The sequence below is a fragment of the Mesorhizobium liriopis genome, assembly GCF_024053505.1.
Lineage (GTDB): Bacteria > Pseudomonadota > Alphaproteobacteria > Rhizobiales > Rhizobiaceae > Mesorhizobium_B > Mesorhizobium_B liriopis.
The window spans coordinates 282810-306134 of the sequence record NZ_JAMXQS010000002.1 but is presented as its reverse complement, the minus strand read 5'-3'; the positions used below and the strand labels follow the sequence as shown (position 1 = coordinate 306134).

Annotated in this window: 21 protein-coding genes; 7 read left to right on the top strand and 14 right to left on the bottom strand. The window is 63.6% G+C overall.

Annotation, left to right across the window (positions count from 1 at the left end; genetic code table 11):
* Position 1: 1 nt before the first annotated feature.
* Positions 2-1132 (bottom strand): glycosyltransferase, encoded by a 1131-nt coding sequence (locus NGM99_RS04490; RefSeq protein WP_252816403.1) that lies wholly within the window; start codon positions 1130-1132, stop codon positions 2-4.
* 191 nt (positions 1133-1323) lie between these two features.
* On the opposite strand from NGM99_RS04490, the gene NGM99_RS04485 reads away from it, so the two are divergent.
* Positions 1324-1947: a glycosyltransferase family 29 protein gene (locus tag NGM99_RS04485; RefSeq protein WP_252816401.1), complete on the top strand. Its 624-nt coding sequence runs from the start codon at positions 1324-1326 to the stop codon at positions 1945-1947.
* Positions 1948-1976: 29 nt separating this feature from the next.
* A complete protein-coding gene (locus tag NGM99_RS04480; protein ID WP_252816399.1) occupies positions 1977-2924 on the top strand; it encodes a glycosyltransferase family protein in 948 nt (315 codons plus the stop codon).
* Here NGM99_RS04480 and NGM99_RS04475 read toward each other — a convergent pair.
* Together NGM99_RS04475 and NGM99_RS04470 are read right to left on the bottom strand one after the other, a co-directional pair.
* A complete protein-coding gene (locus NGM99_RS04475) occupies positions 2912-4102 on the bottom strand; it encodes a glycosyltransferase family 4 protein (protein ID WP_252816397.1) in 1191 nt (396 codons plus the stop codon). The two genes, NGM99_RS04480 and NGM99_RS04475, sit on opposite strands and share 13 nt — an antisense overlap.
* Entirely contained in the window at positions 4102-5142 is a 1041-nt protein-coding gene (locus NGM99_RS04470; protein WP_353937379.1) for a glycosyltransferase family 4 protein, read from the bottom strand. Before NGM99_RS04470 ends, NGM99_RS04475 begins: the two co-directional genes overlap by 1 nt.
* A 125-nt stretch (positions 5143-5267) precedes the next feature.
* Between NGM99_RS04470 and NGM99_RS04465 the strand changes: the two genes are divergently transcribed.
* The 3 genes from NGM99_RS04465 to NGM99_RS04455 all read left to right on the top strand — a co-directional run bounded on the left by NGM99_RS04465 (position 5268) and on the right by NGM99_RS04455 (position 9385).
* Positions 5268-7343 carry an HAD-IIB family hydrolase gene (locus tag NGM99_RS04465; RefSeq protein ID WP_252816393.1) on the top strand — a complete coding sequence of 692 codons (2076 nt, stop codon included), beginning with the start codon at positions 5268-5270 and terminating at the stop codon, positions 7341-7343.
* Entirely contained in the window at positions 7325-8188 is an 864-nt protein-coding gene (locus NGM99_RS04460; protein ID WP_252816391.1) for a glycosyltransferase family 2 protein, read from the top strand. Before NGM99_RS04465 ends, NGM99_RS04460 begins: the two co-directional genes overlap by 19 nt.
* Positions 8189-8431: 243 nt before the next feature.
* Positions 8432-9385, top strand: coding sequence for a GlxA family transcriptional regulator (locus NGM99_RS04455; RefSeq protein ID WP_252816390.1), 954 nt, complete (start codon positions 8432-8434; stop codon positions 9383-9385).
* A gap of 134 nt (positions 9386-9519) precedes the next feature.
* On the opposite strand, the gene NGM99_RS04450 is transcribed toward NGM99_RS04455, so the two are convergent.
* The 10 genes from NGM99_RS04450 to NGM99_RS04405 all read right to left on the bottom strand — a co-directional run bounded on the left by NGM99_RS04450 (position 9520) and on the right by NGM99_RS04405 (position 20014).
* Positions 9520-10362 (bottom strand): TIM barrel protein, encoded by an 843-nt coding sequence (locus NGM99_RS04450; RefSeq protein WP_252816388.1) that lies wholly within the window; start codon positions 10360-10362, stop codon positions 9520-9522.
* Between the two features lie 84 nt (positions 10363-10446).
* On the bottom strand, positions 10447-11235 hold the full coding sequence (locus tag NGM99_RS04445) for an SDR family oxidoreductase (protein WP_252816384.1): 789 nt from the start codon (positions 11233-11235) through the stop codon (positions 10447-10449).
* 10 nt (positions 11236-11245) lie between these two features.
* Complete coding sequence (iolG, locus tag NGM99_RS04440; protein ID WP_252816382.1) at positions 11246-12241, bottom strand: inositol 2-dehydrogenase; 996 nt, start codon at positions 12239-12241, stop codon at positions 11246-11248.
* Between the two features lie 116 nt (positions 12242-12357).
* Positions 12358-13395 carry an ABC transporter permease gene (locus NGM99_RS04435; protein ID WP_252816380.1) on the bottom strand — a complete coding sequence of 346 codons (1038 nt, stop codon included), beginning with the start codon at positions 13393-13395 and terminating at the stop codon, positions 12358-12360.
* Positions 13396-13420: 25 nt separating this feature from the next.
* Complete coding sequence (locus NGM99_RS04430; protein ID WP_252816378.1) at positions 13421-14959, bottom strand: sugar ABC transporter ATP-binding protein; 1539 nt, start codon at positions 14957-14959, stop codon at positions 13421-13423.
* Positions 14960-15024: 65 nt separating this feature from the next.
* Positions 15025-15966, bottom strand: a complete 942-nt coding sequence (locus tag NGM99_RS04425; RefSeq protein WP_252816376.1) for a sugar ABC transporter substrate-binding protein — start codon at positions 15964-15966, stop codon at positions 15025-15027.
* Between the two features lie 391 nt (positions 15967-16357).
* Positions 16358-17164 carry a 3-methyl-2-oxobutanoate hydroxymethyltransferase gene (locus NGM99_RS04420; RefSeq protein WP_252816374.1) on the bottom strand — a complete coding sequence of 269 codons (807 nt, stop codon included), beginning with the start codon at positions 17162-17164 and terminating at the stop codon, positions 16358-16360.
* 15 nt (positions 17165-17179) lie between these two features.
* Entirely contained in the window at positions 17180-18457 is a 1278-nt protein-coding gene (locus NGM99_RS04415) for an NAD(P)/FAD-dependent oxidoreductase (RefSeq protein WP_252816372.1), read from the bottom strand.
* 76 nt (positions 18458-18533) lie between these two features.
* Positions 18534-18848, bottom strand: coding sequence for a MocE family 2Fe-2S type ferredoxin (locus NGM99_RS04410; protein WP_252816370.1), 315 nt, complete (start codon positions 18846-18848; stop codon positions 18534-18536).
* Between the two features lie 56 nt (positions 18849-18904).
* Positions 18905-20014, bottom strand: coding sequence for a fatty acid desaturase family protein (locus NGM99_RS04405; RefSeq protein WP_252816367.1), 1110 nt, complete (start codon positions 20012-20014; stop codon positions 18905-18907).
* Between the two features lie 133 nt (positions 20015-20147).
* Between NGM99_RS04405 and NGM99_RS04400 the strand changes: the two genes are divergently transcribed.
* A complete protein-coding gene (locus NGM99_RS04400; RefSeq protein ID WP_252816920.1) occupies positions 20148-21176 on the top strand; it encodes a LacI family DNA-binding transcriptional regulator in 1029 nt (342 codons plus the stop codon).
* Between the two features lie 54 nt (positions 21177-21230).
* On the opposite strand, the gene NGM99_RS04395 is transcribed toward NGM99_RS04400, so the two are convergent.
* Positions 21231-22340: a Gfo/Idh/MocA family protein gene (locus NGM99_RS04395; RefSeq protein ID WP_252816366.1), complete on the bottom strand. Its 1110-nt coding sequence runs from the start codon at positions 22338-22340 to the stop codon at positions 21231-21233.
* A gap of 123 nt (positions 22341-22463) precedes the next feature.
* Here NGM99_RS04395 and NGM99_RS04390 point away from each other — a divergent pair, with 123 nt between their 5' ends.
* A complete protein-coding gene (locus NGM99_RS04390) occupies positions 22464-23291 on the top strand; it encodes a MurR/RpiR family transcriptional regulator (protein WP_289852336.1) in 828 nt (275 codons plus the stop codon).
* Positions 23292-23325 lie beyond the last annotated feature (34 nt).

Below are 23325 nucleotides of genomic sequence, written 5' to 3'. Positions count from 1 at the left end.
CTCAGCCCACAGCTTTCAGAAGCTGTATGTTGCTCGCACCCGCCCAGAGTTCATCCGTCAGCGTTTCGAGCCATTCGGCCCCGCGCGCGGCAGCTTCCGGCGCATAGATCGCGCGGATGGCCTTGGTGTCGAGTGCGCGGGCCTGGGTTAGAACCTGCTGCCAGGATGCGAGATCGCTCGGCCAGTTCGGCGCGCTGACGGCGGCACCCAGACGCACCAGTGCCTGCGCCTTGCGAACCTGTTCCCCGAAATAGCGCCATTCGGGCATGATCACGAGCTTCTGGCCGATGCGCGCGATCTCGTGCACCGTGTTGTCGCCGGCCGACGCCACCACGATATCGGCGGCGGCGAGATAGTCGGTGACATTATCGACCCAGCCCAGCTCACGCAGATTGGCGAAATCCGTTTCGTGGCCCTCGCGGTGCGTCGGACCGATGGCGAGCCAAAGCGCTTCGGGCGCCGCGCGCGCCGCCACCGTCAGGGGTGCATAGGGCGTGCCGGCGCCACCGCCGCCGGTGACGACGACCACCACCTCGCGCAGCGGGTCGAGACCCAGCCGGCGGCGCGCCTCGTCCTTGGGCGGCACGTCGGACCGCGTGGTGCAGAGGCCGCCGGTATAGAAGGTCTTGGCACGCAGGTAAGCGGGATAGTCGTCCTGCTCCATGCGCTCGTCGAAGGGCGCGAGCATGCCGACAGCCGCTTCATAGGCACCGACATGGCCGATATCGGCCCGATCGCCATGCATGCGGATCTGGATCGATGGCACGCTCGCAACGCGCGACAGAAGGCCGATCTCGGCCGACACATCGACCACGAACATGCCGCTTTGCCGATCGTCGAGGTGATCGAGGATCAGACGCATCGTGCGGCGCATTTCGCTCAGGCCCAGCGGCACGCAATGCATGACTTGGGGGGTCGGTTCAGCGTAAAGGCGTTCGGTGGGTACGCCCGCGCCGATCATGTTGGGAAGCGGTACGATCTCGATGTCGCGGTTGAAACCCTCGAAGAGCTGAGGGCCGGCCGTCAAAACGGACACAGGCCGATCCTTCGCGAATTCGGCAATCAGCGCCATGGTGCGGTTGGCATGGCCGCGGCCCTGATGATGGACGAAAAACGAAATCGGCTTCTTCAAGCGCGTGCCTTCCTGCAAGAACGCATGGTATCAGGCGAAGATGAAGCGGGGCACGAAAGAGTCTAGCCGCAGGAATGCAAAATATTTTCCTCGATTCCGAGGGAACGAAAGCACGCTCCCGGGACTCAAGAAGCAGAAAACATCATATGTTAATCGCGGCTTTATAAATTAAGTTTTCAGCAAGATTTGGCTTGAGCAAGTTGAGACTCGAACATCCGCTTTCCGTTGCGATCATCGGCAATGCGCCGGGCTTGCAACATCCTGTCGAGCAAATCGACCGAGCCGACTGGGTCGTGCGATTCAACAATGCGCCCGGCTTCGGCGCATGGTCAGGCAAGCGGGTCACGCATCTGGCCCTGGTCAACCATGGCGGCCAGATGGAAGAATGGCTGGGGGATCCAGGCTTCATCGAGCGTCCAGTGGTGCGGCAGGCGCAGGCGATCATCTTCCCCTTCGCGCCCAAGACCGAACCGGTGGAAAGCCAGGGCAGGGACGGACGGGATTGGACGCATGAAGCGCGAGCAAAACTCGCGCCGCTCGGTGTGGCAGTGACAGTGCTGCCCGATGCGCTTCACCGTGAGGCCAAGCGGCTTCTGGCGACCGACGCGCGGCCCGATCCCGTTCCGAGCACCGGATATCTCGTAACGCTCTCTCTGCTCAGCCAACTACCGATGGACACCACTATCGACATTCACGGCTTCGGTTTCGAAGGCTGGGATGGGCATTCATGGGCGGAGGAACGGCGCTGGTTCGAGGCACGCGAAGCAGAGGGACGACTGGTGGTTCACCCTCTGGTTTCGGTGGTAAAGGCGTGAGTACGCGCTGTTTTGTCTGTTCTGCCCTGATGTGGCAAGAAACGGACCGACACCTGAGTTTTTCATCCGGCCGCAAGCGCAGCTTTCGCCTCGCCTGCGCTTCATGCGGCACGCTGGTGGACGACCCTGCGCAAGGCGACGCCTACCGGCAGGCTCTGCAGGAACGGCTGGAAAAGCGGGAATTCACCTCCGACGACGAGGCCGGATACGGGCTCGACATTTACAGCCTGCGCAGCGCGGCGACGCTATTCGGCAAGGTGGTCGAGCCCTTGGACGCACTGCAACGGAATGCGCTGAGTGGACCTCACGCCTCGATTGCCGCAAGGGCACGGATATCCGACCTCGCGGGCAAGGAACCGGCCGCTGTCTCGCTCGGCGTGATCTGCCGCGCAGGCGAAGTGCCACAAGTTCTTCGGCAAAGCTTTGTGCATCAGATCTGGGCTCGCGAACTGATCGTGCTGGTGGATAGCGATGCGCCGCCCACCCTGCCCGACGACAGGCTGGATTTCGGTGCCATGACGGTTCGCATTGCAGCCCGTCCGTTGGCAGGCGATTTCGCCGGTCAGCGCAACACGCTTCAGGATCTGAGCAGTGCCTCTTGGATGCTCCAGCTCGATGCCGACGAAACGCTGTCGGCGGAGACCGGCCGAAGCCTTTCACAGCTCGTGGCACTGGCCGAGCGGCAGGGCGTGGTCTCGGTCGGCCTGCCTCGGCGCAACCTTGTCGATGGCGTGCTTTCGGCCGTTTATCCGGACACGCAATACCGGCTGAACCGGCGCGACATCCGCTTCGGTGGTGTCGTCCACGAGCGGCCCGAACGCCCGTGGCAGCAAAGCCTGCTTGCGCTCAACGGGGCCATCCTCCACCATCTCGAACGCGCCCATGTTCTGGCGCGCTCCAAGCGCTACGAGGCCCTGTCGCCGGGACAAGGCCGGTTGGAGGAGGAACAGGCGCTGCTCGAGCCCTACCGCGACTGAGCCGCTTTCAGGGCCTCCTCGTAGAGCGCCAGGGTTTCCTGCCCAAGCGTTGCGCGGTTGAAGCGCCCGGCCGCTTCGAGAGCTTTGGCACGCAAAGCTTCCCGCATGCCCGCATCCTGCAGGATCGGACGAATGGCCTCCGCAAGTGCTGCACCGGTGTTGCTTGCGGCCATGCGCCCGGCACCCGTCTTGCCCACGAATTCACGTGCGCTGGCATCCTCGTTCGAGGCGATCATCGGTCGCCCATAGGCGATGCCTTCCTGGTAAACGAGGCCGAAGCTTTCATAGCGCGAAGGCGCAAGGATCGCATGCGCTGCCGCATAGGCATGCGCCAAGGCCTCGTCACTGATGCGGCCGAGCGGGTTGAGATGCTGACGCGCGGCATCGGACAGGCCCTGCGGCAAATCCTGCGCCGGAACGCCGGCCAGATCGATCGCGAAATTGGGCACGCCCCCCTGCGCATGCTCCGCCGCGAGGATCGCCACGGCTTCCATGATCGTGTCGAAGCCCTTGCGGTGCTCCGCACGGCCCACGAAAAGCAGGCGCACGGGTGCGGTGTCTTGTGCCGGATAGGTGGCGCCAGAGGCTCGCGCCAGCATTTCGGGCGACAGGCTCAAGCCGATCACCGCATGGGGCTTCGCGCCATCCTTCAACCCATATTCCTCGGTGATGCGCCGCCCGTGATCTTCCGTGTTGGAGATCAGCGCGGCACTGCGCCTTGCCTGTTGCCGCTCGAGACGGTCGGCCGCCCAGGCATCGAACCGGTCGCGCGCGGTCTTTGCCGGATCGCGCGAGAAGGCGGCGGGCGTCGAATTGCGGGTCACGGTGGGAAACGGCGCGCGGCCTGCCAACAGACTTGCCGGGGCATACCAGTTGGTGGCCTCCAGCACATCGAAGGAATTTCTCCCGTGCTCGAGGAGAACCGCGCGGCGAAAGGCGATGGGCGCTGCCCAATGGCCGATGCCGCCATAAAGCCGCAGCCTGGCTAGGCTCGATCCATCGGGAATGGCGCAGCCGATGATCGTCACACCGTTGCGGGTTTCCCGACCCGTGCGGTCGAGCGTGAAGACGGTGGCGTCCGCCCCGGCCTCAACCAGACTTTCCGCGATCTCGCGCGCGGCGGTCGAAAGGCCGCTGGGGGCCGGCGGGTAGTCCCATGTCAGCAAGGCGGTGCGCATCAGCGGCCCAGCAATTTGCGGTAAAGCGCGATGTAGTCCTGCGCCATCCGATCCGAGGTGAAGCGCTCCTCGAAGCGGGCGCGGATGCGCGCACGGTCGAGCGTGTGAAGGCGCCCGATGGCGGCGACCGCTTCCTCTTCGGTGTCCACGATGAACCCCGTCAGCCCCTCCTCGACCACTTCGGGCACGCTGCCCTTGCGCCACGCGATCACCGGTGTGCCGCAGGCCATGGCCTCGATCATCACGAGGCCGAAGGGCTCAGGCCAGTCGATCGGGAAAAGCAGGGCGTCGGCGCCCGACAGGAGGCTGGCCTTGTCGCGGTCGCCCAGGGGTCCGACGTAAACCGCCGTGTCCGACAGATGGGGCCGCACTTCACTGTCGAAATAGCGCGGATTGCCGACATCGACCGTGCCTGCCAGCCGGATCGGCCTGTTCGCCGCCTTTGCCACGCGGATCGCCTTGTCGGGCCGCTTCTGGTCGGTCATGCGGCCGACGAATGCGAGATAACCGCCGGTCTCGCCTGAAAACCTATAGCGGTCGCGCTCGATGCCGTGATGGACGATGCCGGCCCGGTTGGATTGCGGAATGCCGCCCTCCTGAGAAGCCGAGATTGCGGCCACCGGCAGGTCGGGGAAACGCGCGAAGAAAAGTTCGCGGTCGAGCTCGTCCACGCGCCAGTGGATCGTCGTCAGGCTGTGCTTGCGGCGCTCGCCCAGAAGGGTCGCGTGAAAAAATTCTCCGTGACAGTGCACGATATCGAACCGGTCCAGCCGAATCCGCAGATCTTCAAGCCTTGCAGCCTCCAGCACGGCCGGAATCGAGGGGGGAACCGTGCCATATTTGGCCTCCAGAAAGGAGAGACTCGGCAGGTCGCCGACAGATTCCACATCCGCTGCACTGTCCGAAGGCGCAAGCAGCGTTACGTTGACTCCCTGTCGCTTGAGCGCAACCGACAGATCGTGAATGACCCGCTCGGTGCCGCCATGGTCGGCAGGAGGGACAGGAAAGATGGTGGGCGCGACCTGGGCGACGCGGATCATTTCTGGGCTGTCAGACATTATGGCCCGGTTCTCCGTCCCGAATTGTTCTGAGTTGGAGTGCCTGCCAAAATCCCTCGCTGGTTCTCAGCCTCGAGGTTTTGTGGAGCACTCAGGGGAGGTTGGTAATGTTCATCTTGCATGTCGCACTTCAAGGGTGCCTGCGCGGCCATGATGTCGAATATGGCCTGACGGCCGATACCGGCGGCCATATCCGCTATCTCCTGGACCTCGTCGATGCGTCGGCTAAAGATCGGGACGTCAGCCGCATCGTGATCGCCACGCGGCGCTTCGAAAGCGACTACGGCACCTGCTATTCCAAAGCCCACGAGCAGGTCGACGACAAGATCGAGATCGTCAGGCTCGCGACCACGCTCCCGCATTATCTCATCAAGGAAGACCTCCACACCGAGACGAGATCATTTGCCGGCGAATTGATTGCCTTTATCGAGCGGCAGAATGTGCGCCCCGACATGCTCCATGCGCATTATGCGGATGCGGCGATCATCGCCTCGCTTGTCGAAGAGCAACTCGGCATTCCCTTTGTCTTCACCGGCCACTCGCTCGGCCGCGTGAAGGAGCGTGCGATCAGTCTCGACGCGGAAGGTCGGCGCGGGTTGCCCGAACGGATCGCGGCGGAAGAAACAGCGGCTGCGAGAGCCAGCGCCATCATCGCGTCCTCGCGCGACGAGGCTGAAGTGCAATACGCGTTCTACGATCATTACGCGCCGGGCCGCATCCGCATCCTGCCGCCGGGCAGCGACCTCGCACGCTTCTCGGGCGCCTCTTCGACCAAGGCGGTGCGCGCCTCCATCGACCGCTTTCTGGCGGACCCTTCCAAGCCGCAGATCCTCGCGCTCGCGCGCCCCGTTCGCAAGAAGAACCTCGGCGCGCTGGTGAAAGCCTTCGGCGAAAACAAGGCCCTTCGCCGCAAGGCCAATCTCGTGCTGATCGCCGGCACGCGCGACGACTATGCCGACCTCGACGGCGACATGGCGGAAACCGTGCGCGACCTGCTGCATCTCATCGACCGCTACGATCTTTACGGCTCCGTCGCCTACCCCAAGACCCACCGCCCCGACGATGTGCCTGCCCTTTACGCCTATGCCCGCGAGCGGCGCGGCGTGTTCGTCAATCCGGCGCTCAACGAGCCTTTCGGGCTGACGCTGCTCGAAGCCTCGGCGGTCGGACTGCCGCTGGTTGCGACGGACTCCGGCGGGCCCAACGATATCGTGGAAATGTGCCGGAACGGCGTGCTGGTCGATCCGCGCTCGCCGGATGCCATCGCGAAAGCTTGCCTGAGCGTGCTGGGCGATGCCGAACTTTGGGACAGCTATTCGGCGCAAGGTGCCGTCGCCGTTCGCGCCTATGACTGGGACCGCCATGCCAGCCGCTATCACGGATTGGTTCGCTCGCTGCTTAACCCCAAGCCAGGTCTGAGCAATCCCGAGCAGCTCCTGATCTGCGACATCGACAACACGCTGGTCGGCTGCGCCGATTCCATGCGCTCCTTCGGCGAGTGGCGTTCGGGCGAGGACCGTCTCGCCTTCGGCATCGCCACGGGCCGCTCCTTCCACAGCGCCATGGCGATCCTCGAACAGCAGGATGCGCCGCGCCCGCAGGTGATGATCACCTCGGTGGGCTCGGAAATCTATCATCTCGATCCGAACGGCACGACCTACAGCCTCGATCCGAAATGGCGCACCATCGTGTCCAGGGGCTGGGACCGCGCGGCGGCCCATGCAGCGCTCGGAGGGCTTGCGGGCATTCATCCGCAGGCACCCCTCGAACAGCGGGCGCACAAGCTGAGCTACTTCACGGATGGCAGCCCCGGCATCGTCAAGCGTGTGCAGGCGCGGTTGGAAGCGGCCGGGCTGCGCTGCTCGGTGATCCACAGCCATGCGCGCTACCTCGACATCCTGCCGATCCGCGCTTCCAAGGGCACGGCGGTGGATTTCGTCCGCAAGCACTACGGCCTCACGCAGGATGCCGTGTTCGTGGCGGGCGATTCCGGCAACGATATCGAAATGCTGCGAACCATCCCGCAGGCCATCATCGTCGCGAACTTCTCCGACGATCTCGCCAGCGTGGAGGGCTTGGGCCATTCCTATGTGGCGCGCCAGAAATATGCGCGCGGCATCATCGAAGGCGTGCTCCATTTCCGCAACCAGTCGAGAATGGCCGCATGCGCACAAGCGTCCTGACCCTCGTTCGCGGACGCGAAGCGCATCTCGGCAATCTTCTCAAAAGCATCGCGGCGCAGACAACGGCGCCGGACGAGTTGGTGATCGCCTGGATGCAGGATGCGCCTTTCGAGGGCCTGCCCGATCCCGGCTGTCCGGTCCGTCATGTGATGGTGACAGGCGAGCCGATGCCGCTGGCGAAAGCACGCAACCGCGCGGCGGACGCGGCGAGCGGAGACCTTCTGATCTTTCTCGACGTGGACTGCATCGCAAGCCCCCGCACCGTCGAAGCCTATCGCGCGGCAGCGAGCGAACGGGATGGCCTGTTTCTGGGCGAGGTGTTCTACCTGCCGGCTGGTGCCGTCGGCGACACCCTCGATTTCGCAAGCCTAGACAGGCTCGGCCAAACCCATCCTGCAAAGCCTGTTACTCCTAGCCATGGCGTGCGCGAGGAGCCGAATGCGGGGGAGCTCTGGGGACTATCCTTTGCGCTGCTCCGCCAGCTTTATCTCACGATCGGCGGCATGGACGAGGCATTCGTGGGTTATGGCGGCGAGGAAACCGACTTCGCCGCACGCATCGCCGCTTCAGGCCTGCGCTTCTTCTGGACCGGCGGCGCACGCTGCTACCACCAGCACCACGCGATCTCCGTGCCGCCCCTGCAGCATTTCGAACACATCCTGCGCAATGCCGAACTGTTTCACGGACGCCATGGCCGCTGGTGCATGGATTACTGGCTGGGTCAGTTCAACGATCAGGGCCTGATCAGCTGGTCGAGCGAGAGCCGCGGCATCGAAGTCTTGCGCCAACCCACACCGGCCGAGATTGCCGCCGCGCGACAAGGGGAAGACAGGCTGTTCAGTTGACGGTATCCAGAGGCGGCAAGCCGGCTCGGCGATCTGCCGAGGCTCACTGCGCCGCTTCCGGTGTTCGGCAATGTTTGAGTGTTCACGCAGCCCTATCTGAGAACGGCAACAAAGGCAGAAGCCGAAGCATCGAGCCTGTTCGAGAGGTGAGGAAAGTCGCCTGCCTTCACCGCGGCGACAGCTTGCAGAATCGCTGCGAAACGTCATCCTCATGCAGCACCCTGATTCCAGGAAATCGGCAACTTGACCAAGAGGTTCGGCTTCGTTCTGGCGCGCGACTTCACGCTGTCGCCGCTTGCCATGTTCGTAGACACGCTGCGGCTTGCCGGCGACGAGGGCGACCGCAGCCGGCGGGTGATGTTCGATTGGCAGATCGTGGGCGACCGCGGCCTGCCAGTCCGCTCGAGCGCGGGTTTCGAGATGATGCCGACCGCGAAGCTGGGCGACCCGGCCGATTATGACCACATCGTCCTGGTCGGCGGACTGCTGACGCCTGCCAAGACCTTGGGCTCGGACAAGGAGCGCTTCGTGCTCGAGGCGGCGCGTAAAGCCATCCCACTCACCGCACTCTGCACCGCCTCCTTCCACCTTGCCAGGCTTGGGCTTCTCGACGGCTACAGGGTCTGCGTCAGCCAGTTCCATCTGCAGCAGTTCCAGGACGAGTTTCCGGGCGTCGCGGCGGAAGCCGTGTCGCTGTTTTCCATCGATCGCGACCGCGCGACATGCGCGGGCGGTGCGGGTGCCGCCGATCTGGCCAGCCACTATGTGCGCGAGCTGGCCGGCGACGAGCCGGTCGAGAAAGCGGCCAAGATCCTGCTTCTCGATCGCGTCCGGGGCTTGGCCGACCTGCAGCCGAAGGGCGAGCTTTTGGCCAGCGCCTCCAACCACCTCGTCCGCCGGGCCCTGCTTTTGATGCAAAGCCTGATCGAAGACGACGTGGACGTGGCGCTGATCGCCGAGCGGCTTTCCGTGTCCCGCCGGCAGTTGGAACGCGCGTTCCAAGCGGACATCCATCTCGGGCCGAAAGCGGCACTCCAGGCCATGCGCGTCGAACTCGCCAAGCGGCTCCTGCAGCAAACCAGCCTTTCGGTTCTGGAAATCAGCGCCCGCTGCGGCTTTCCCAACCCCCAGCGCTTCGCGAAGGTCTTTCAGGACAAGACGGGGCAGACGCCACGTCAGGCAAGACAGAACCGATAATCGGAAACCTCCGGCGATCGCGTGAGATACCAGGCTCCATCCATCAACCGTGCTGCTGCCCTTCAGACACAGCTTGAGAGCGGCACGGAAGGGGACACGTGGCCTCGATTGGCGGGAATTCAGGCCGTCTTCGTCTAAGCCTGCAACCGCTGCGCAACGCCCTCGCGGATGAAGGTGAAACTGTTCTCCAGTTCCGCCGGGAGGTTCTCGCTGCCATGGACCTCTGGCGAGAACGGTTCGAAGGAAAAGGCCCCTTCATAACCTTGGGCCCGGAGCGCAGCGATCTGCTCGATATTGCCGAGCCTGTCCTGCCTATCCACCAGAATGCGATGGCCGTCCTGCATCTCGTCGGCGCTTAAGGCCGGATCGACCACGCCCGAAATATGGACGATGCCTGTCTGCTCGGGAAAGAAATCGGTTTCGCCGGCAAGATGGTGATGGAACGTGTCATGGACGAGCTTGAAGTGATCCCGTCCACCCACCGCCTCGATCGCAGCCAGCGCATCCGCCTTGTGGCGCAGGGAGGAGGTGGTGAAACCGAGCGGCTCGATCAGGCCGATCAGTTGCGCTTTATCGAGCATCGGCAGGATCTTGCCAAGCGCCTCCTCCAGCGCCCGGTCGCGCTCGCCCGCACCATAGTCCGGTGCATCGTTGCGCGGGATCAGGCTGATCGACTCCGCACCGGCCTCCTTGGCCTGGTCGATCAGGCGCTGCACCTTTCGTTCGACCTCTTCCGACCACGCATTGAACCCATAGACCTCCGAAAGCCCGAGCAGCCGCAGCCCTTTTTCGCGCGCATATCCGCCGATGGCGGCCGGTGTCTCGCCATCGAAGAAAGCCGCGTCGGTCAGTTTCTTGTCCGCCAGATCGTTGCGGAGCTCGACGCCGACGCAGCCGAGCGATGCCGCCAGATCGATGAAGGCACGGCTGTTCAGCCTTGGCGCGGTCATATGGTTGAGGGCGAATTTCAGGTCCATGATCCTGCGATCTCCGAAAGCGCTAGGCGCCGTATGTTTGCTGTTCGCGGGCATTTTCGAGATGTGCTCGCACGGCATGTGCCATCAGTCGGCCGCGCCCACCACGGTCTGGTCGTAGTCCACGAGCGCGCCGGTCATCACGCCGGATTGGGGTGAGATCATATAGGCCACGAGCATTGCGAGCTGGTCCGGCTTCACGAGCTGGCCCATCGGCTGACCAGCCTCGGCCTCGGCCAGCCAGTTCTCGCCTGCATCGTGGAAGGTCTGCTGGACGACCGTCTCGCCAGGGGTGTCCATCCATCCCGGCAACACGGCATTCACACGGATGCGGCTGCCGCGATAGGCATGGGCCGCATTGCGCGTCAGCGTCGCCAAGGCGCCTTTCGATGCCGCATAAGGCGAGAGATAGGATGCGCCCCCATGCGCGGCCATGGAAAGGACGTTGACGATCGATCCCGTGCTCCCGCTGTTGAGGAGATGCGCGACCACCGCTTGCATCAGAAAGAAAGGTGCGCGGACATTGGTCGCGAAAATGCGGTCGAACAGTGCGGGCGTGGTGTCGACGAGGGTGCCCCGCGCGGATGTCGCCGCAGCGTTCACCAGCGCGTTGACCGTGCCGAGCCGCTCCAGGGCTTGCGCACCTGCACGCTGGCAGGCGTCGATGTCGGACAGTTCCGCGCTGATGAAGTGCGCTTCCGCGCCCAGCGCCTCGATCGCGGCGACCGCCGCGCGGCCTTTTTCCTCCGAGCGGCCGATCAGGACAAGCGCCTGAGCGCCCTCCTCGGCGAGCTGGTGGGCTATCGCGAGCCCGAGGCCTTGCGCGCCACCCGTGATGATGGCGCGCGTGTTTCCGTTGCGCGTATTACTGTCCATGGCCGGGATCTCAGCTTTCGACCTTTACGGCCCGCCCCTCTTTCGCCGATTGCACGGCGGCATCGGCGAGCTTGAGCGCCATTAGCCCGTCCTTGCCGCTGGGGCTCGCCGGCTGCTTGGTCTTCAGGCTCTGAATGAAGCCGGCGATCTCGTTGGCATAGGCCTGCGTGTAGCGCGTCATGAAGAAGTCGTGCAGCGGCGGGCGGGTATAGCCCTTGGCGTTGGCCAGTTCGATCGAGACCGGGCGCTGGTTCTCGGCGGCGACCATGCCTTCCGAGCCATGCACCTCGATGCGCTGGTCATAGCCGTAGGTGGCGCGGCGCGAGTTCGAGATCACGCATTGCTTGCCCGTTCCGGTCACGAGGATCACGCTCGCGCTGTCGTAGTCGCCCGCCTCGCCGATGGCCTTGTCCACCAGCACCGCGCCATGGGCCGAGACCTGCACGGGCTCTTCGCCGAGCAGAAAGCGCGCCATGTCGAAGTCGTGGATGGTCATGTCGCGGAAGATGCCGCCCGAGCGGCCGATATAGTCGAGCGGCGGCGGGCCCGGATCGCGCGAGGTGATCGAGACCATCTCGACCGTGCCTACGGCGCCGTCGTCGATGGCCTGCTTGACGGCCATGAAATGCGGATCGAAGCGACGGTTGAAGCCGACCATCAAGGTGGCATCGGTTTCCTCCACCACCTTCAGGCAGGACTCCACGCGGGCCGCATCGAGATCGATCGGCTTTTCGCAGAACACCGCCTTGCCGGCGCGAGCGAAGCGCTCGATCAGGTCGGCATGGGTATCGGTCGGCGTGCAGATGACCACCGCGTCGATGTCGTCGGCCGCCTCGATCTCCTCGATGGTCCGCACCTCCGCGCCATAGGCTCGCGCGATGTCGTCGGCGGCCTGCGTGAATGCGTCGGCCACCGCCGTCAATTCGGCATCGGGGTTCGATCCCACCGCCTTGGCGTGAACCTTGCCGATGCGGCCCGCGCCGAGCAGGCCAAAGCGAACTGTCATGAATGCACCTTTCAAGTCTTGGGAATGCGAAAATTCGGAGTGTGCGAGAGATTTCGCCAAAAGGAGGCGGCCGGACCGCGCCTCGGGGAAAAGGCGCGGCCCAGCCTCGGGAGGTTCTATTTGCGCCGCTTGTTGTGGCGGTAAACGTCCACCACCACGGCGGCCACGATGATCATGCCCTTGACGATCTCCTGATAGAAGGCATCGACCCGGAGGAACGTGAAGCCGGAGGTCATGATACCGAGAATGATCGTGCCGATCACCGTGCCGGTGATGCGGCCGATACCGCCAGCAAGGCTCACGCCGCCAATCACGGCGGCCGCGATGGCGTCGAGTTCGTATGTCACGCCCATGCCGGCCTGCGCCGTCTGGGCACGTGCGGCGGTGACGATGCCGGCAAGGCCAGAGAGAAGGCCGGCGATGGCATAGACCTTCACCAAATGGCGTTCGACATTGATGCCCGACACCCGCGCGGCCTGAACGTTGGCGCCGATCGCATAGGTGAACTTGCCGTAGCGCGTGTAGCGCAGCGCCACATGGAAGATCGCGGCCACTACCAGGAACACCACCACGGGCCAGATGCCCGAGCCGATGAAGTTGAACTGTTCTGTCAGACCCGAAACGGGTTGCCCCTTGGTGTACCACTTGGACACGCCGCGCGCGGACACCATCATGCCGAGCGTGGCGATGAAAGGCGGAATCTTGGTGTAGGCGATCAACGCGCCGTTGATCACGCCCGCGGCAAGGCCGATCAAAAGCCCGATCAGGATCGGCACGATGGCCGGCAGGTCGGTGAGCGCAGGGTAGAGCGCGCGGCTCCAGGCGGATGACTGTGCGAAACTCGCCGCGATCATCGCCGTCATGCCCACCACCGAGCCCGATGACAGGTCGATGCCGCCGGTGATGATCACCTGCGTGACGCCCACCGCGATGATGCCGATCACCGACACCTGCAGGATCATGATAGTCAGACGCTGCGGGTTGGCAAGGAAGCTCTGGCCGACGAGGAGCCAGCCCAGCACCTCATAGATCAGCGCGATGCCCAAGAGCACGAGCAGGATGTTGATCTCGGATGGCAGCCGCCTGCGCCGCGGCCGGGCGGTGGTCGCCAGCGGATGTGTGGTATCCGTGGAATGGGGTGTTGCTGCAGTCATCGTCTTGTCCTCCGCAGGCCGCCTCTCAGCGCGCCGCAAGCTCCATGACCTTCACCTGGCTCGCCTCCTCGCGATCCAGGAAACCGGTGACGCGCCCGCCATGCATGACCATGATGCGGTCGCTCATGCCGAGCACCTCGGGCATTTCCGACGAGATCATGATGATCGCCACACCCTGGCGCGCAAGCTGCGTGACGAGGCGATGGATCTCCGCCTTGGCACCGACATCGATGCCGCGCGTCGGCTCGTCCAGGATCAGGATCTTCGGGTCGGTCAGAAGCCAGCGCCCAATGAGCACCTTCTGCTGGTTGCCGCCCGACAGGTTCTCGACCTTCTCGCTCAGGCTCGGCGTCTTCACGCGAAGCTTTTCGCTCATTTCCGCGCAAACCCGCTGCAGCGCGCCTTCCGCGACGAAGCCCGCTTTGGTGAAGCGTTCCTGGAGAACGGCCACCTGCATGTTCTCGAGCACGTCGAGGGAAAGAAGGCAGCCGGTATCCTTGCGATCCTCGGTGAGAAACGCCATGCCGTGGCGGATCGCCGTGTTGGGGGTGTCGATGCGTACCTCCTTGCCCCGGATGCGGATCGTGCCGGACGAGGCGGGGGTCACGCCGAAGATGGTCTCGGCGACATTCGAGCGGCCTGAGCCGACAAGGCCGGCGATCCCCAGGATCTCGCCCGCGCGGACTTCGAAGGACACGTCATCGAAAACCCGGTCGAGCGAGAGCTTCTCGATCGACAGGACAACCTCGCCGATCGGCACCTCTTCCTTGGGAAACATCTGGGTGATCTCGCGGCCCACCATCATGCGGATGATGTCGTCGCGCGTCACATCGGTGGAAGCATGCGTGCCGATGAACTTGCCGTCGCGAAAGACCGAGAACTCGTCGGCGATCTCGAACAGCTCGTTCATCTTGTGGGTGATGTAGACGATGCCGATCCCTTCCGCGCGCAGCGCGCGGATGATGGTGAAGAGATGCTCCACCTCGCGCTCGGTCAGCGCGGAGGTCGGCTCGTCCATGATCAGCACGTCGGATTCATAGGAAACGGCCTTGGCGATCTCGACCATCTGGCGGCTGGCGACGGACAAGTCGCGCACTTCCGCATCGGGATCGATGTCGATCCGCAGACGCTCGAAGAGCTTCGCCGTCATCGCGCGCATCCTGGCGTGATCCACGAGGCCCAGCCGGCTCATCGGCTCCCGCCTGATCCAGATATTCTCGGCCACCGTCATGAAAGGCATCAGGTTCAGTTCCTGATGGATCATGGCGATGCCGTTTTCGAGCGCATCGAGCGGTGATTTCAGCCGGATCGGCTGCTTCTTGAGCAGGAATGATCCCGCATCGGGTGTGTAGATGCCCGCGAGGATTTTCATCAGCGTGGACTTGCCCGCGCCGTTCTCGCCCATCAGCGCGTGCACGGTGCCGCGCCGGAGCTTGAACTGCACGTCGTCGAGCGCCAGCACGCCGGGAAACTCCTTGCGGACGTTCTCGACTTCCAGCAGGTAATCGGCAGCAGGCACCGCGCCGCTCTTGCGCACGGCAGCCATGGTCGTGGGGCTGAGCATGACGTCACTCCTTGCGGAAAGAAAAGAGCCCGGCGCGTGGCTCTCGCCGCGGCCGGGCCCTGTCGTCAGTTCTTGCTCTGATAATCCTTCAGGTTGGCGGGCGTCACCAACTCGAAGGGAATATAGACCTTGCGCTCCACCTTCTCGCCCTTGGCGAGCTTGAGCGCGGCATCGAGCGAACCCTTGCCCTGGCCCGCCGCGTTCTGGAACACGGTGACGTCGAGATCGCCCGCTTCCATGGAAGCCAGCGCATCCTGCGTGGCATCGACACCGCCGATGATCACGCTCTTCATGTCGGTTCCAGCAGCCTTGAGGGCCTGAATGGCGCCGATGGCCATTTCGTCGTTGTTGGCGACGACCGCATCGAACTGCAGGCCGGCGGACAACCAGTTGGTCACCAGATCGGCACCCTGCTGGCGGGACCAGTTGGCGGTCTGCTCCTCGGCAATCTTCATGAAGGAGCACTCGGGCGTGGCGATCACGTCATGGATGTCCTGCGTGCGCTGGCGCGCCGCCTGGTTGGAAAGCTCGCCCATCATCACCACGATGTTGGCCTCGGTCTTGCCGGCTTCCTTCAGCAAACGACAGACTTCCTTGGTTTCCAGCGTGCCGGATTCCTTCTCGTCGGACGCCACGAAAGCCTGGTTGTCCGGCAGGTCTTCCACGTTCACCGGCTGGCGGTTGACATAGACCAGCGGAATCTTGGCATCCGCTGCGATCTTCGACATGGCGGCCGTCGCGTCGGTATCCACGGGGTTGACGATGATGGCGTCCACGCCGGCTGCGATGAAATTCTGGATCTGGCTCTGTTGCTTAGCGACGTCGTTCTGCGCGTCTTCGATCTGCAGCGTCACGCCGTCGAGCGTCTTGGCATAGTCCTGCATGCCGTTGCGCAGCACGGTCAGGAAGTTGTCGTCAAACAGCGCCATCGACACGCCGACCGTTTCCGCGCGGGCAGCACCCGTCATGAGCACGGCGAGTGCGGTTCCCAAAAGCAATTTCTTCATTGTCGTTCTCCTCCAAAGGGTCCTCGACCCAGCCGTTCCACCAAGGACGTCTTCCGACCTCGACATGCCTGCACCGCTGCAGGCGCATCCAAGACCGCGAGCAGGCCTCCACTCCCGCTCGACAGGCCGGCTTCGAACCAATCCGCTATTCGCCGACCTGATGAAACATTTACTCTATCAACCGTATCATTGCGTCAAGCAGTTTGCTCACATGCAGGCTGTCGCGGCAGTGAAAGCTGCCAAACGGTATCCTTATTCCTGAGCATCATCTAAGCCGCTCCAAACGCACCGCGCCTTTCGAAAACCGTTTCCGATCATAGGTTTATCTTTTCTTTCGACGAGCGCCCAATGTCGAGGCCTGTTCCAGAAAGACCAATGAGCGCCACCTCGTTCAGCCATCAGACGCGCCGACGCGTTGGAGGAAACGTTCCATTTCGGTCCGATCCAGGCCTACGAGGTGGCGCTGTTCGGGATAGGCGCCGCTCCGGACATCCGACACGAATTCAGCGAATGCGGCCACGCGTTCGTTTTGCAGACGGTCGAACTCGGTGGCGAAATCACGATAGCGCTTGGCATGACGGGGCACGTGGCCACGGTTCTGTCCCAGCACGTCGTCGGCGAAGAGATACTGGCAGTCACAGCCCGTGCCCGCACCCATGCTCACCAGAAAGAGCGAGGTGCGCTCGCTGATGGCGCTGGCGACCTCGGCGGGCACGACCTCGATCTCCGCCCCGAAGGCGCCCGCCTTCTCATAGGCCTTGACCGCCTCGAAGATCTGCATGGCGCTGTCGGCCGTCTTGCCGACCGCCTTGAAGCCGCCCGTCCAGGTGGCACGAGAAGGGATCAGCCCGACATGGCCGATCACCGGAACATTGTCGTCGGCGAGCCGCCTGACGGTCGCAAAACCGGCCGAGCAATAAACCGCATCGGCACCGGCTTTCAGCATGCGAAAAGCCCAGCGCACGAAATCGTCGGCCGTGCCGATCTCATAGAAGTTCTCGCCCGGAACCGCGAACAGGCTCGGCGCGATCTCGCGAAAATGCGGCAGGACCATCATCGTGGGCGGCACCGACACCATTTCGACGCCGGCCTTCTCGGCCGCCGCGAGCTCGTCCAGCGTTTCCACACGCAGCATCGTGTATTGATGCCGCCCCTTCATCGCGCGGATATCGGCAACCGTCGGCCTCTGCCCCATCAACTCTCCCCTTCGGTTTCAGGCCGCCAACAGCGCCTTCAATTTGCTCTCGGCATTCGCCAGCTTCAGCGGATCGGGGCGCGCCCCGCGTGCGATCATCATTTCGGCCAGGCGAATATCTCTGGCGATGCTCGTGCCCGGCCCGATCCCGCTCGCGGCCACCAACCGGCCCTCGGCATCGAGATGGAAAAGCAGGAAACTCTCGGAGCCGAGGTCGCGGCGGACCACTTGCGTCGCGCGGTCCGCCAGCCCGGCCATCTGCAGGCCGAGATCATACTGGTCCGACCAGAACCATGGCACGGCGACGTGGGCTTGCCTGCCGCCCAGCATGTTGCGGGCCGCGAGCGTTCCCTGCTCCTGCGCGTTGCGCCAAGCCTCGAGGCGCACGCGCCGGCCATCCTGATAGGCAAGCGGAAAGGAACAGCAGTCGCCGGCAGCAAAGATATCGGGATCTGAGGTACGCAGGTGAGCGTCGACCGCGATCCCGTTCTCCACAGTGAGCCCTGCCGCTTCAGCGAGCGCCGTGTTGGGCTGCGCGCCGATGCCAACCACGACCAGATCGGCTTGCACTGCGGATGGACCCGCCTCGTCCTTTAAAGCAGGCTGCAGCTTAATCAGGATGCCGCCGTTCTGCTCCTTCATATCCGCGATGGCAGCGCCGACCAGAATGCGCACGCCTTCGCGCGCATGACGGGCATGGATCACTTGCGCGATCTCAGTGGGCACGGCGCGCCCCAGAATGCGCGGCGCGGCCTCGATCACCGTCACATCGGCACGCCGCGTCCGGGCAGCGGCAGCCAGTTCGAGCCCGATGAAGCCACCACCGATGATGGCCAGACGACACCCCGGCCCGAGCCGCGAGCGGATGGCGAGCGCGTCGTCGAAGGTGCGCAAGGTGAAGACGTGGGAAAGGCCTTCGGCAAGCGCGTAAGGGCGCGGGTCGGCTCCCGTGGCCAAGAGCAGCTTGCTGTAGTGAAGGCCTCTGCCGTTGCTCAGCGAAACGCTCTTGGCTTCACGGTCGATGCCCGTTGCGGTGACCGAACTGAGATGCAGCACCGCCGCCTCGAAAAGCCGCGCCTCGTTCGCGATGGTCTTTGGCGATGGCGCGTCGTCACCTAGGAGCACCGCCTTGGACAGCGGCGGGCGCTCATAGGGCAAATGGGGTTCGGCGCCGATCAGCGTGACCGGCCCGCCATAACCTTCCTCGCGCAGCGCCATGGCGGCACGAATGCCGCATTCGCCCGCACCCACGATCACCATGCCCTGCGGGCCGGACGCGCTCTTGTCGGATGCCATCAACGCCCTCCTCCCGGACGATCGACCCATCTCCTGGCCAGACCCTCTCATGGGCCAGCCAAGGCATGCTCAGGGTTCAGTCAATCTGCACGAAAACCTGCCCGCCCTCGACCTTGACCGGATAGGTCTTGAGGTTGACGCAGACCGGCGCGCCCTTGGCTTGGCCCGTCTTGTAGTTGAAGCGGCCATTGTGCTTGGGGCATTCGATGATGTCGTCCATCACAAGCCCATCGGCCAGATGGATCTTCTCATGCGTGCAAAGCCCGTCGGTCGCGAAATACTCGTCATCGGGCGAGCGATAGATGGCGAAGGTGCGGCCTTCATGGTCGAAGCGGATCACATCCTCCTCGTCCACATCGTCCGCCCCGCAGGCTTCGATCCAGCCGGCCATTCTTTTCCTCCCTGGCTCGCACCGGCACCTCCCGTGCCCGTCTGCCTTATCGACTTTTATTCCGCGGCGATCGGAACGGAATCCTCGCGGTGGAACTCCTCGCGGTAGGGCTTGGCGGTCGCGGGCAGTTCGCGCTTGAGGAAGTAATCCTCGTTGCGGAGCTGGCGCAGAAAGGCCGGCAGCATCTCGCGGTAACCGTCGAGGATCGAGGTGTTGGGCGCAGGCAGGTCATGCTTGATCATTTCATGCAGCCTGGGCAGCGCATGGAACGGCACCATCGGGAACATGTGGTGCTCCACATGATAGTTCATGTTCATGTAGAGAAAGCGGCTGACCGGGTTCATGTAGACGGTGCGCGAGTTGAGGCGATGGTCGTTTACATTGTCGGCCAAACCGCCATGCTGAAGCAGGCCGACCATCACCATGTGCCAGCAACCGTAAAGGCGCGGACCGCCGATCAGAACCAGAGGCAGCCACGAGCCGAAGCCGAGGGCGGCCAGCACGGCTGCGGCATAGATCGCCACATGAACGCGCGCCGCATTGATCGCCTTCCGGCGCTCCATCTCGGGGATGAAATCCTTCTCGTCCGCCGAGAGCACGCCGAAAGCGTTGGCGATCAATGCCTTCATGCCATACCAGACATCGAAGATGCCGAAGAAGTTGGCTGCGAGGCGAAAAAGGTCCGGCGGACGCATCACGGCGATCTCGGCATCGCGGCCGACGATGATCGTATCCGTGTGATGGCGCGCATGGCTCCAGCGCCACGTCACCGGGTTGCGCATCACCATGAAGGACGCGATCTGATAAACGGCATCGTTCATCCAGCGCGTCTTGAAGGCCGTGCCGTGGCCGCATTCGTGCCAGCGCGCATCGGACGCCGAGCCATAAAGCGCGCCATAGGCGAAAAAGAAGGGGACGGCCCACCAGCTGCCCCAGAAGAAAATCCCGGCGGCGGCGGTCACAACCAGAAGCGACAACCAAAGCACAGTGTCGCGAATGGCCGGGCCATCCGAACGCTGCATCAGTTCCTTCATCGCCTTGCGCGGGATTTCGGTGTGATACCACTCGGCCGATGCCAGGCCGGTCTCAACCGCCGAACGCGCAGAAGGGCCAGTGAGGCTGTAGTCGCGCTTCACAAAATCCGAAGAAAAAGAAACGGCAGACATCCCAACCTCCCAGGGAGAAAGACTGCATTCCGAAGCCCGCTTCCTACAGAGAAATGAGACAAATCTCAAGACATGACACAAATTTAGTGTCATAATGTATCATCAAATTAGGAATGTGTGGAGAACGGGATTGGTGCAGCGTCCGACGATCGCCGACCTTGCGGCAGCGGCAGGGGTCAGCGTGGCAACCGTCAACCGTGTGCTGAGCGGTTCGACGCCGGTGCGCAGCGAGACGGTGGAACGCGTCAGCACGGCGGCCAACCTCATCAGCTTCCACGCCTCGGGCCTGATCCAGTCGCGCCAAAGAAACAGCTTGAAGGCGGTGTCGATCGGGATCCTGCTTCAGGCGCCGCAAGACCCTTTCTACCAGCTCTTCACCGATGAATTGCGCATTGCTCTCGTCAACACGCCGCTGTTTCGCGCATCCGTCAATTTCGACTACTGGCTGACGCACGACCCCGACGAGATCGCTTCACGCCTTCAGCGCCTTGCTAAAAAGGCGGATGCGGTGGCGATGGTGAGCCCGGACCATCCCCTGATCGCGAGCGCGGTGTCGCAGATCGAGGCCGATGGCACACCGGTCTTCACCCTGCTTTCCGACTGCGCCCCGGCCCATCGCACGGCCTATATCGGGGTCGATAATCGTCGTGCGGGCCGGATGGCGGGATGGACGCTCAGTCATTGTGCCCGTGAGCCTGGCAAGATCGCGATCCTTGTGGGCAGCCACCGCTTCCATGGCCACGAATTGCGCGAGATCGGCCTGCGCTCCTTTCTGCGCGAGCATGCGCCCGACTTCGCTGTGCTGGAAACGCTGGTGAACGACGAGTCCATGGAGAAGACTGAAACGCTGCTGCGCGACCTTCTTGCCGAAACGGATGATCTGGTCGGCGTCTTTCTGGCAGGCGGGGGAACGGCGGGGGCTGCGCGGATCACGGCAAGCCTGCCGCCCGAGCGCCGCCTCGCGCTCGTTTCCAACGACGCGCCCACGATTGCACGGCCGATGCTGATGGACGGCTCGCTGACCATGACAATCGCCGAGCGGGTGTCGGCGATTGGCGCCGAACTCGTTCAAGCCGTCGATGAGGCGACGGCAAAGCACAAGCGCAGCGGGCCGGGCCAACGCTTCGTGCCGTTCGATCTCATGACGAGCGAGAACGTCTGAAACGGCTTCCGTTGGATTTCACGGCGGAACCGCTTCGCCTAGCAACCCCTCGGCCTAACGCACATCCACCCAGCGCCGTTCGTCATGCGAGCGCGCCATGGCATGAACCGTCCGCTCGATCTCGAGCCCTTCCGCGAAGTCGATGAGCCTTGCCGTCTCGCCACCGATACGGCGGATCAGCTCATGCGCCTCGATGATCTTGAGATCGTTGAAGCCCAGCCCATGGCCGGGCGCCGGAATGAAGTCGCCATAGGGTTCATGCGCCGGCCCGGCGAGGATCGTGCGGAAACCCTGCTCCGCCGGATCGTCGCCGGCAAGATAGAGCTGCACCTCGTTGAAGCGCTCCTGATCGAACACGATCGTGCCATGCGCGCCGAAGATCTGGATCTGGATGCGTCCCTTGCGCCCCCAGGCGGCGCGGTTGACGCACAGCGTGCCGGTCGCGCCGTTTTCGAGCCTCAGGAGACAGGAGGCAACGTCAAAGGTTTCCACCGCGCGCAAGGCACCTGATGCGTCACGACGTTCGGCAACGGGCCGGCTCATGTCGCAGAGCACGGTGGCCACACGGCCGAAAAGCTGGCTGACCAACGAAAGCGGATGCACGGCGAAATCGTCCAGCGCCCCATAACCCGACGCCTTGCCGTGCTTGAGCCCGAACGGGGCGGACGGATCGGCCATGAAATCCTCGTCCATCTCGATGCGCAGATGATTGACGGATCCGATCCTGCCCGCCTCGAGCAACCGGCCGATCAGGCGGATCGCGGGGCTCTGAATGTAGTTGTAGCCCAGTGCCGCCACTCTGCCCGAGGCCTGAGCGGCGTCTTTCATGCGCGCGGCATTCGCCAAGCTCGTCGCCATCGGCTTTTCGCACCACACGTGCTTGCCCGCTTCGAGTGCGGCAACTGCCATCTCGGCATGGAACTGATTGGGCGTGGTGATCGAGACCACCGTCACCTCGGGGTCCTCGATCACGCGGCGCCAATCGCCCGATGCACGGCCGAAACCGAACTCGCCCGCACGCCTGTCGGCAAGCGCTTGGTCCGCTTCGCCCAGATGCACCAGTCTGATCTCGGGCACGTCGCCGAAAACCGTGCGCACGCCATTCCACGCTATCGCATGGCACTTGCCCATATAGCCCGTGCCGATCAAACCGACGCCGATCATGTTTCCCCCCCCTCGCATCATGCAGGGTCGAATCGTGAGCCGACCTTCACACTGCGAAACAAATGGTTCATTCTCGTATAGTTGAACCGCGATTTTCGTCAAACCGCGAAACGAGAGAACCAGTTGAACGAGATTTCGGCCCAACCGCAGACATATGAGTCGCTTCGCGAAGCGGTTCTCGAAGAGCATCGCAAACTGCCCAAGCGCATCGCCCAAGTGGCGACCTATGCCATCGACAACCCCGATGAGATCGCCTTCGGCACTGTCGCCTCGATCGCCGCATCCTCTGGCGTGCCGCCCTCCACGCTGGTTCGCTTCGCCCAGCATCTCGGCTTCGATGGCTTCACGAGCCTGCAGGCCGTGTTTCGCACCCGCCTGCGCGAGCGCACGGTTTCCTATGACGAAAGATTGGTGGCGCTTCGGGCTGGTCCGGACGACGATGGGTCCCGCCACATTCTCGACGGCTATGTCGCGGCTTCCGTCCAGTCGCTCGAAAATCTCCTGGTGAGGGCGGATGGCGCGCGGCTTTCGCGTGCCGTCGATATCCTGGCGAATGCCGAAACCATCTATATCATCGCACGCAGACGGTCATATCCGGTGGCAAGCTCCGTCGCCTATGCGTTGGGAAAGCTGCGGATCCCCTATCGATTGATCGATTCGGCCGCAGGGCTCGATGCGGATGTGCTCGAGCTCGCGACGCCACGCGATGCCGCTCTCACCGTCAGCTTCTCGCCCTATGCGGCAGCCACAGTCGATGATGTTCGGCTGCTCGCACGCGCGAAGACGCCCATCATCGCAATCACAGACAGCGTCTTCTCGCCGCTGACGGAGTTTGCGTCGGAATGGTTCGAGGTTCCCGAAGCCGACCATGCCGGCTTCCGCTCGCTGGCCGCGACGATGGCGCTCGCCATGACCTTGGTGATTTCCGTCGGCAAGGCCCGCCAGGGCTGACGAGCCTGCCGTTCTGACCGAGCTCGCCTCTCCC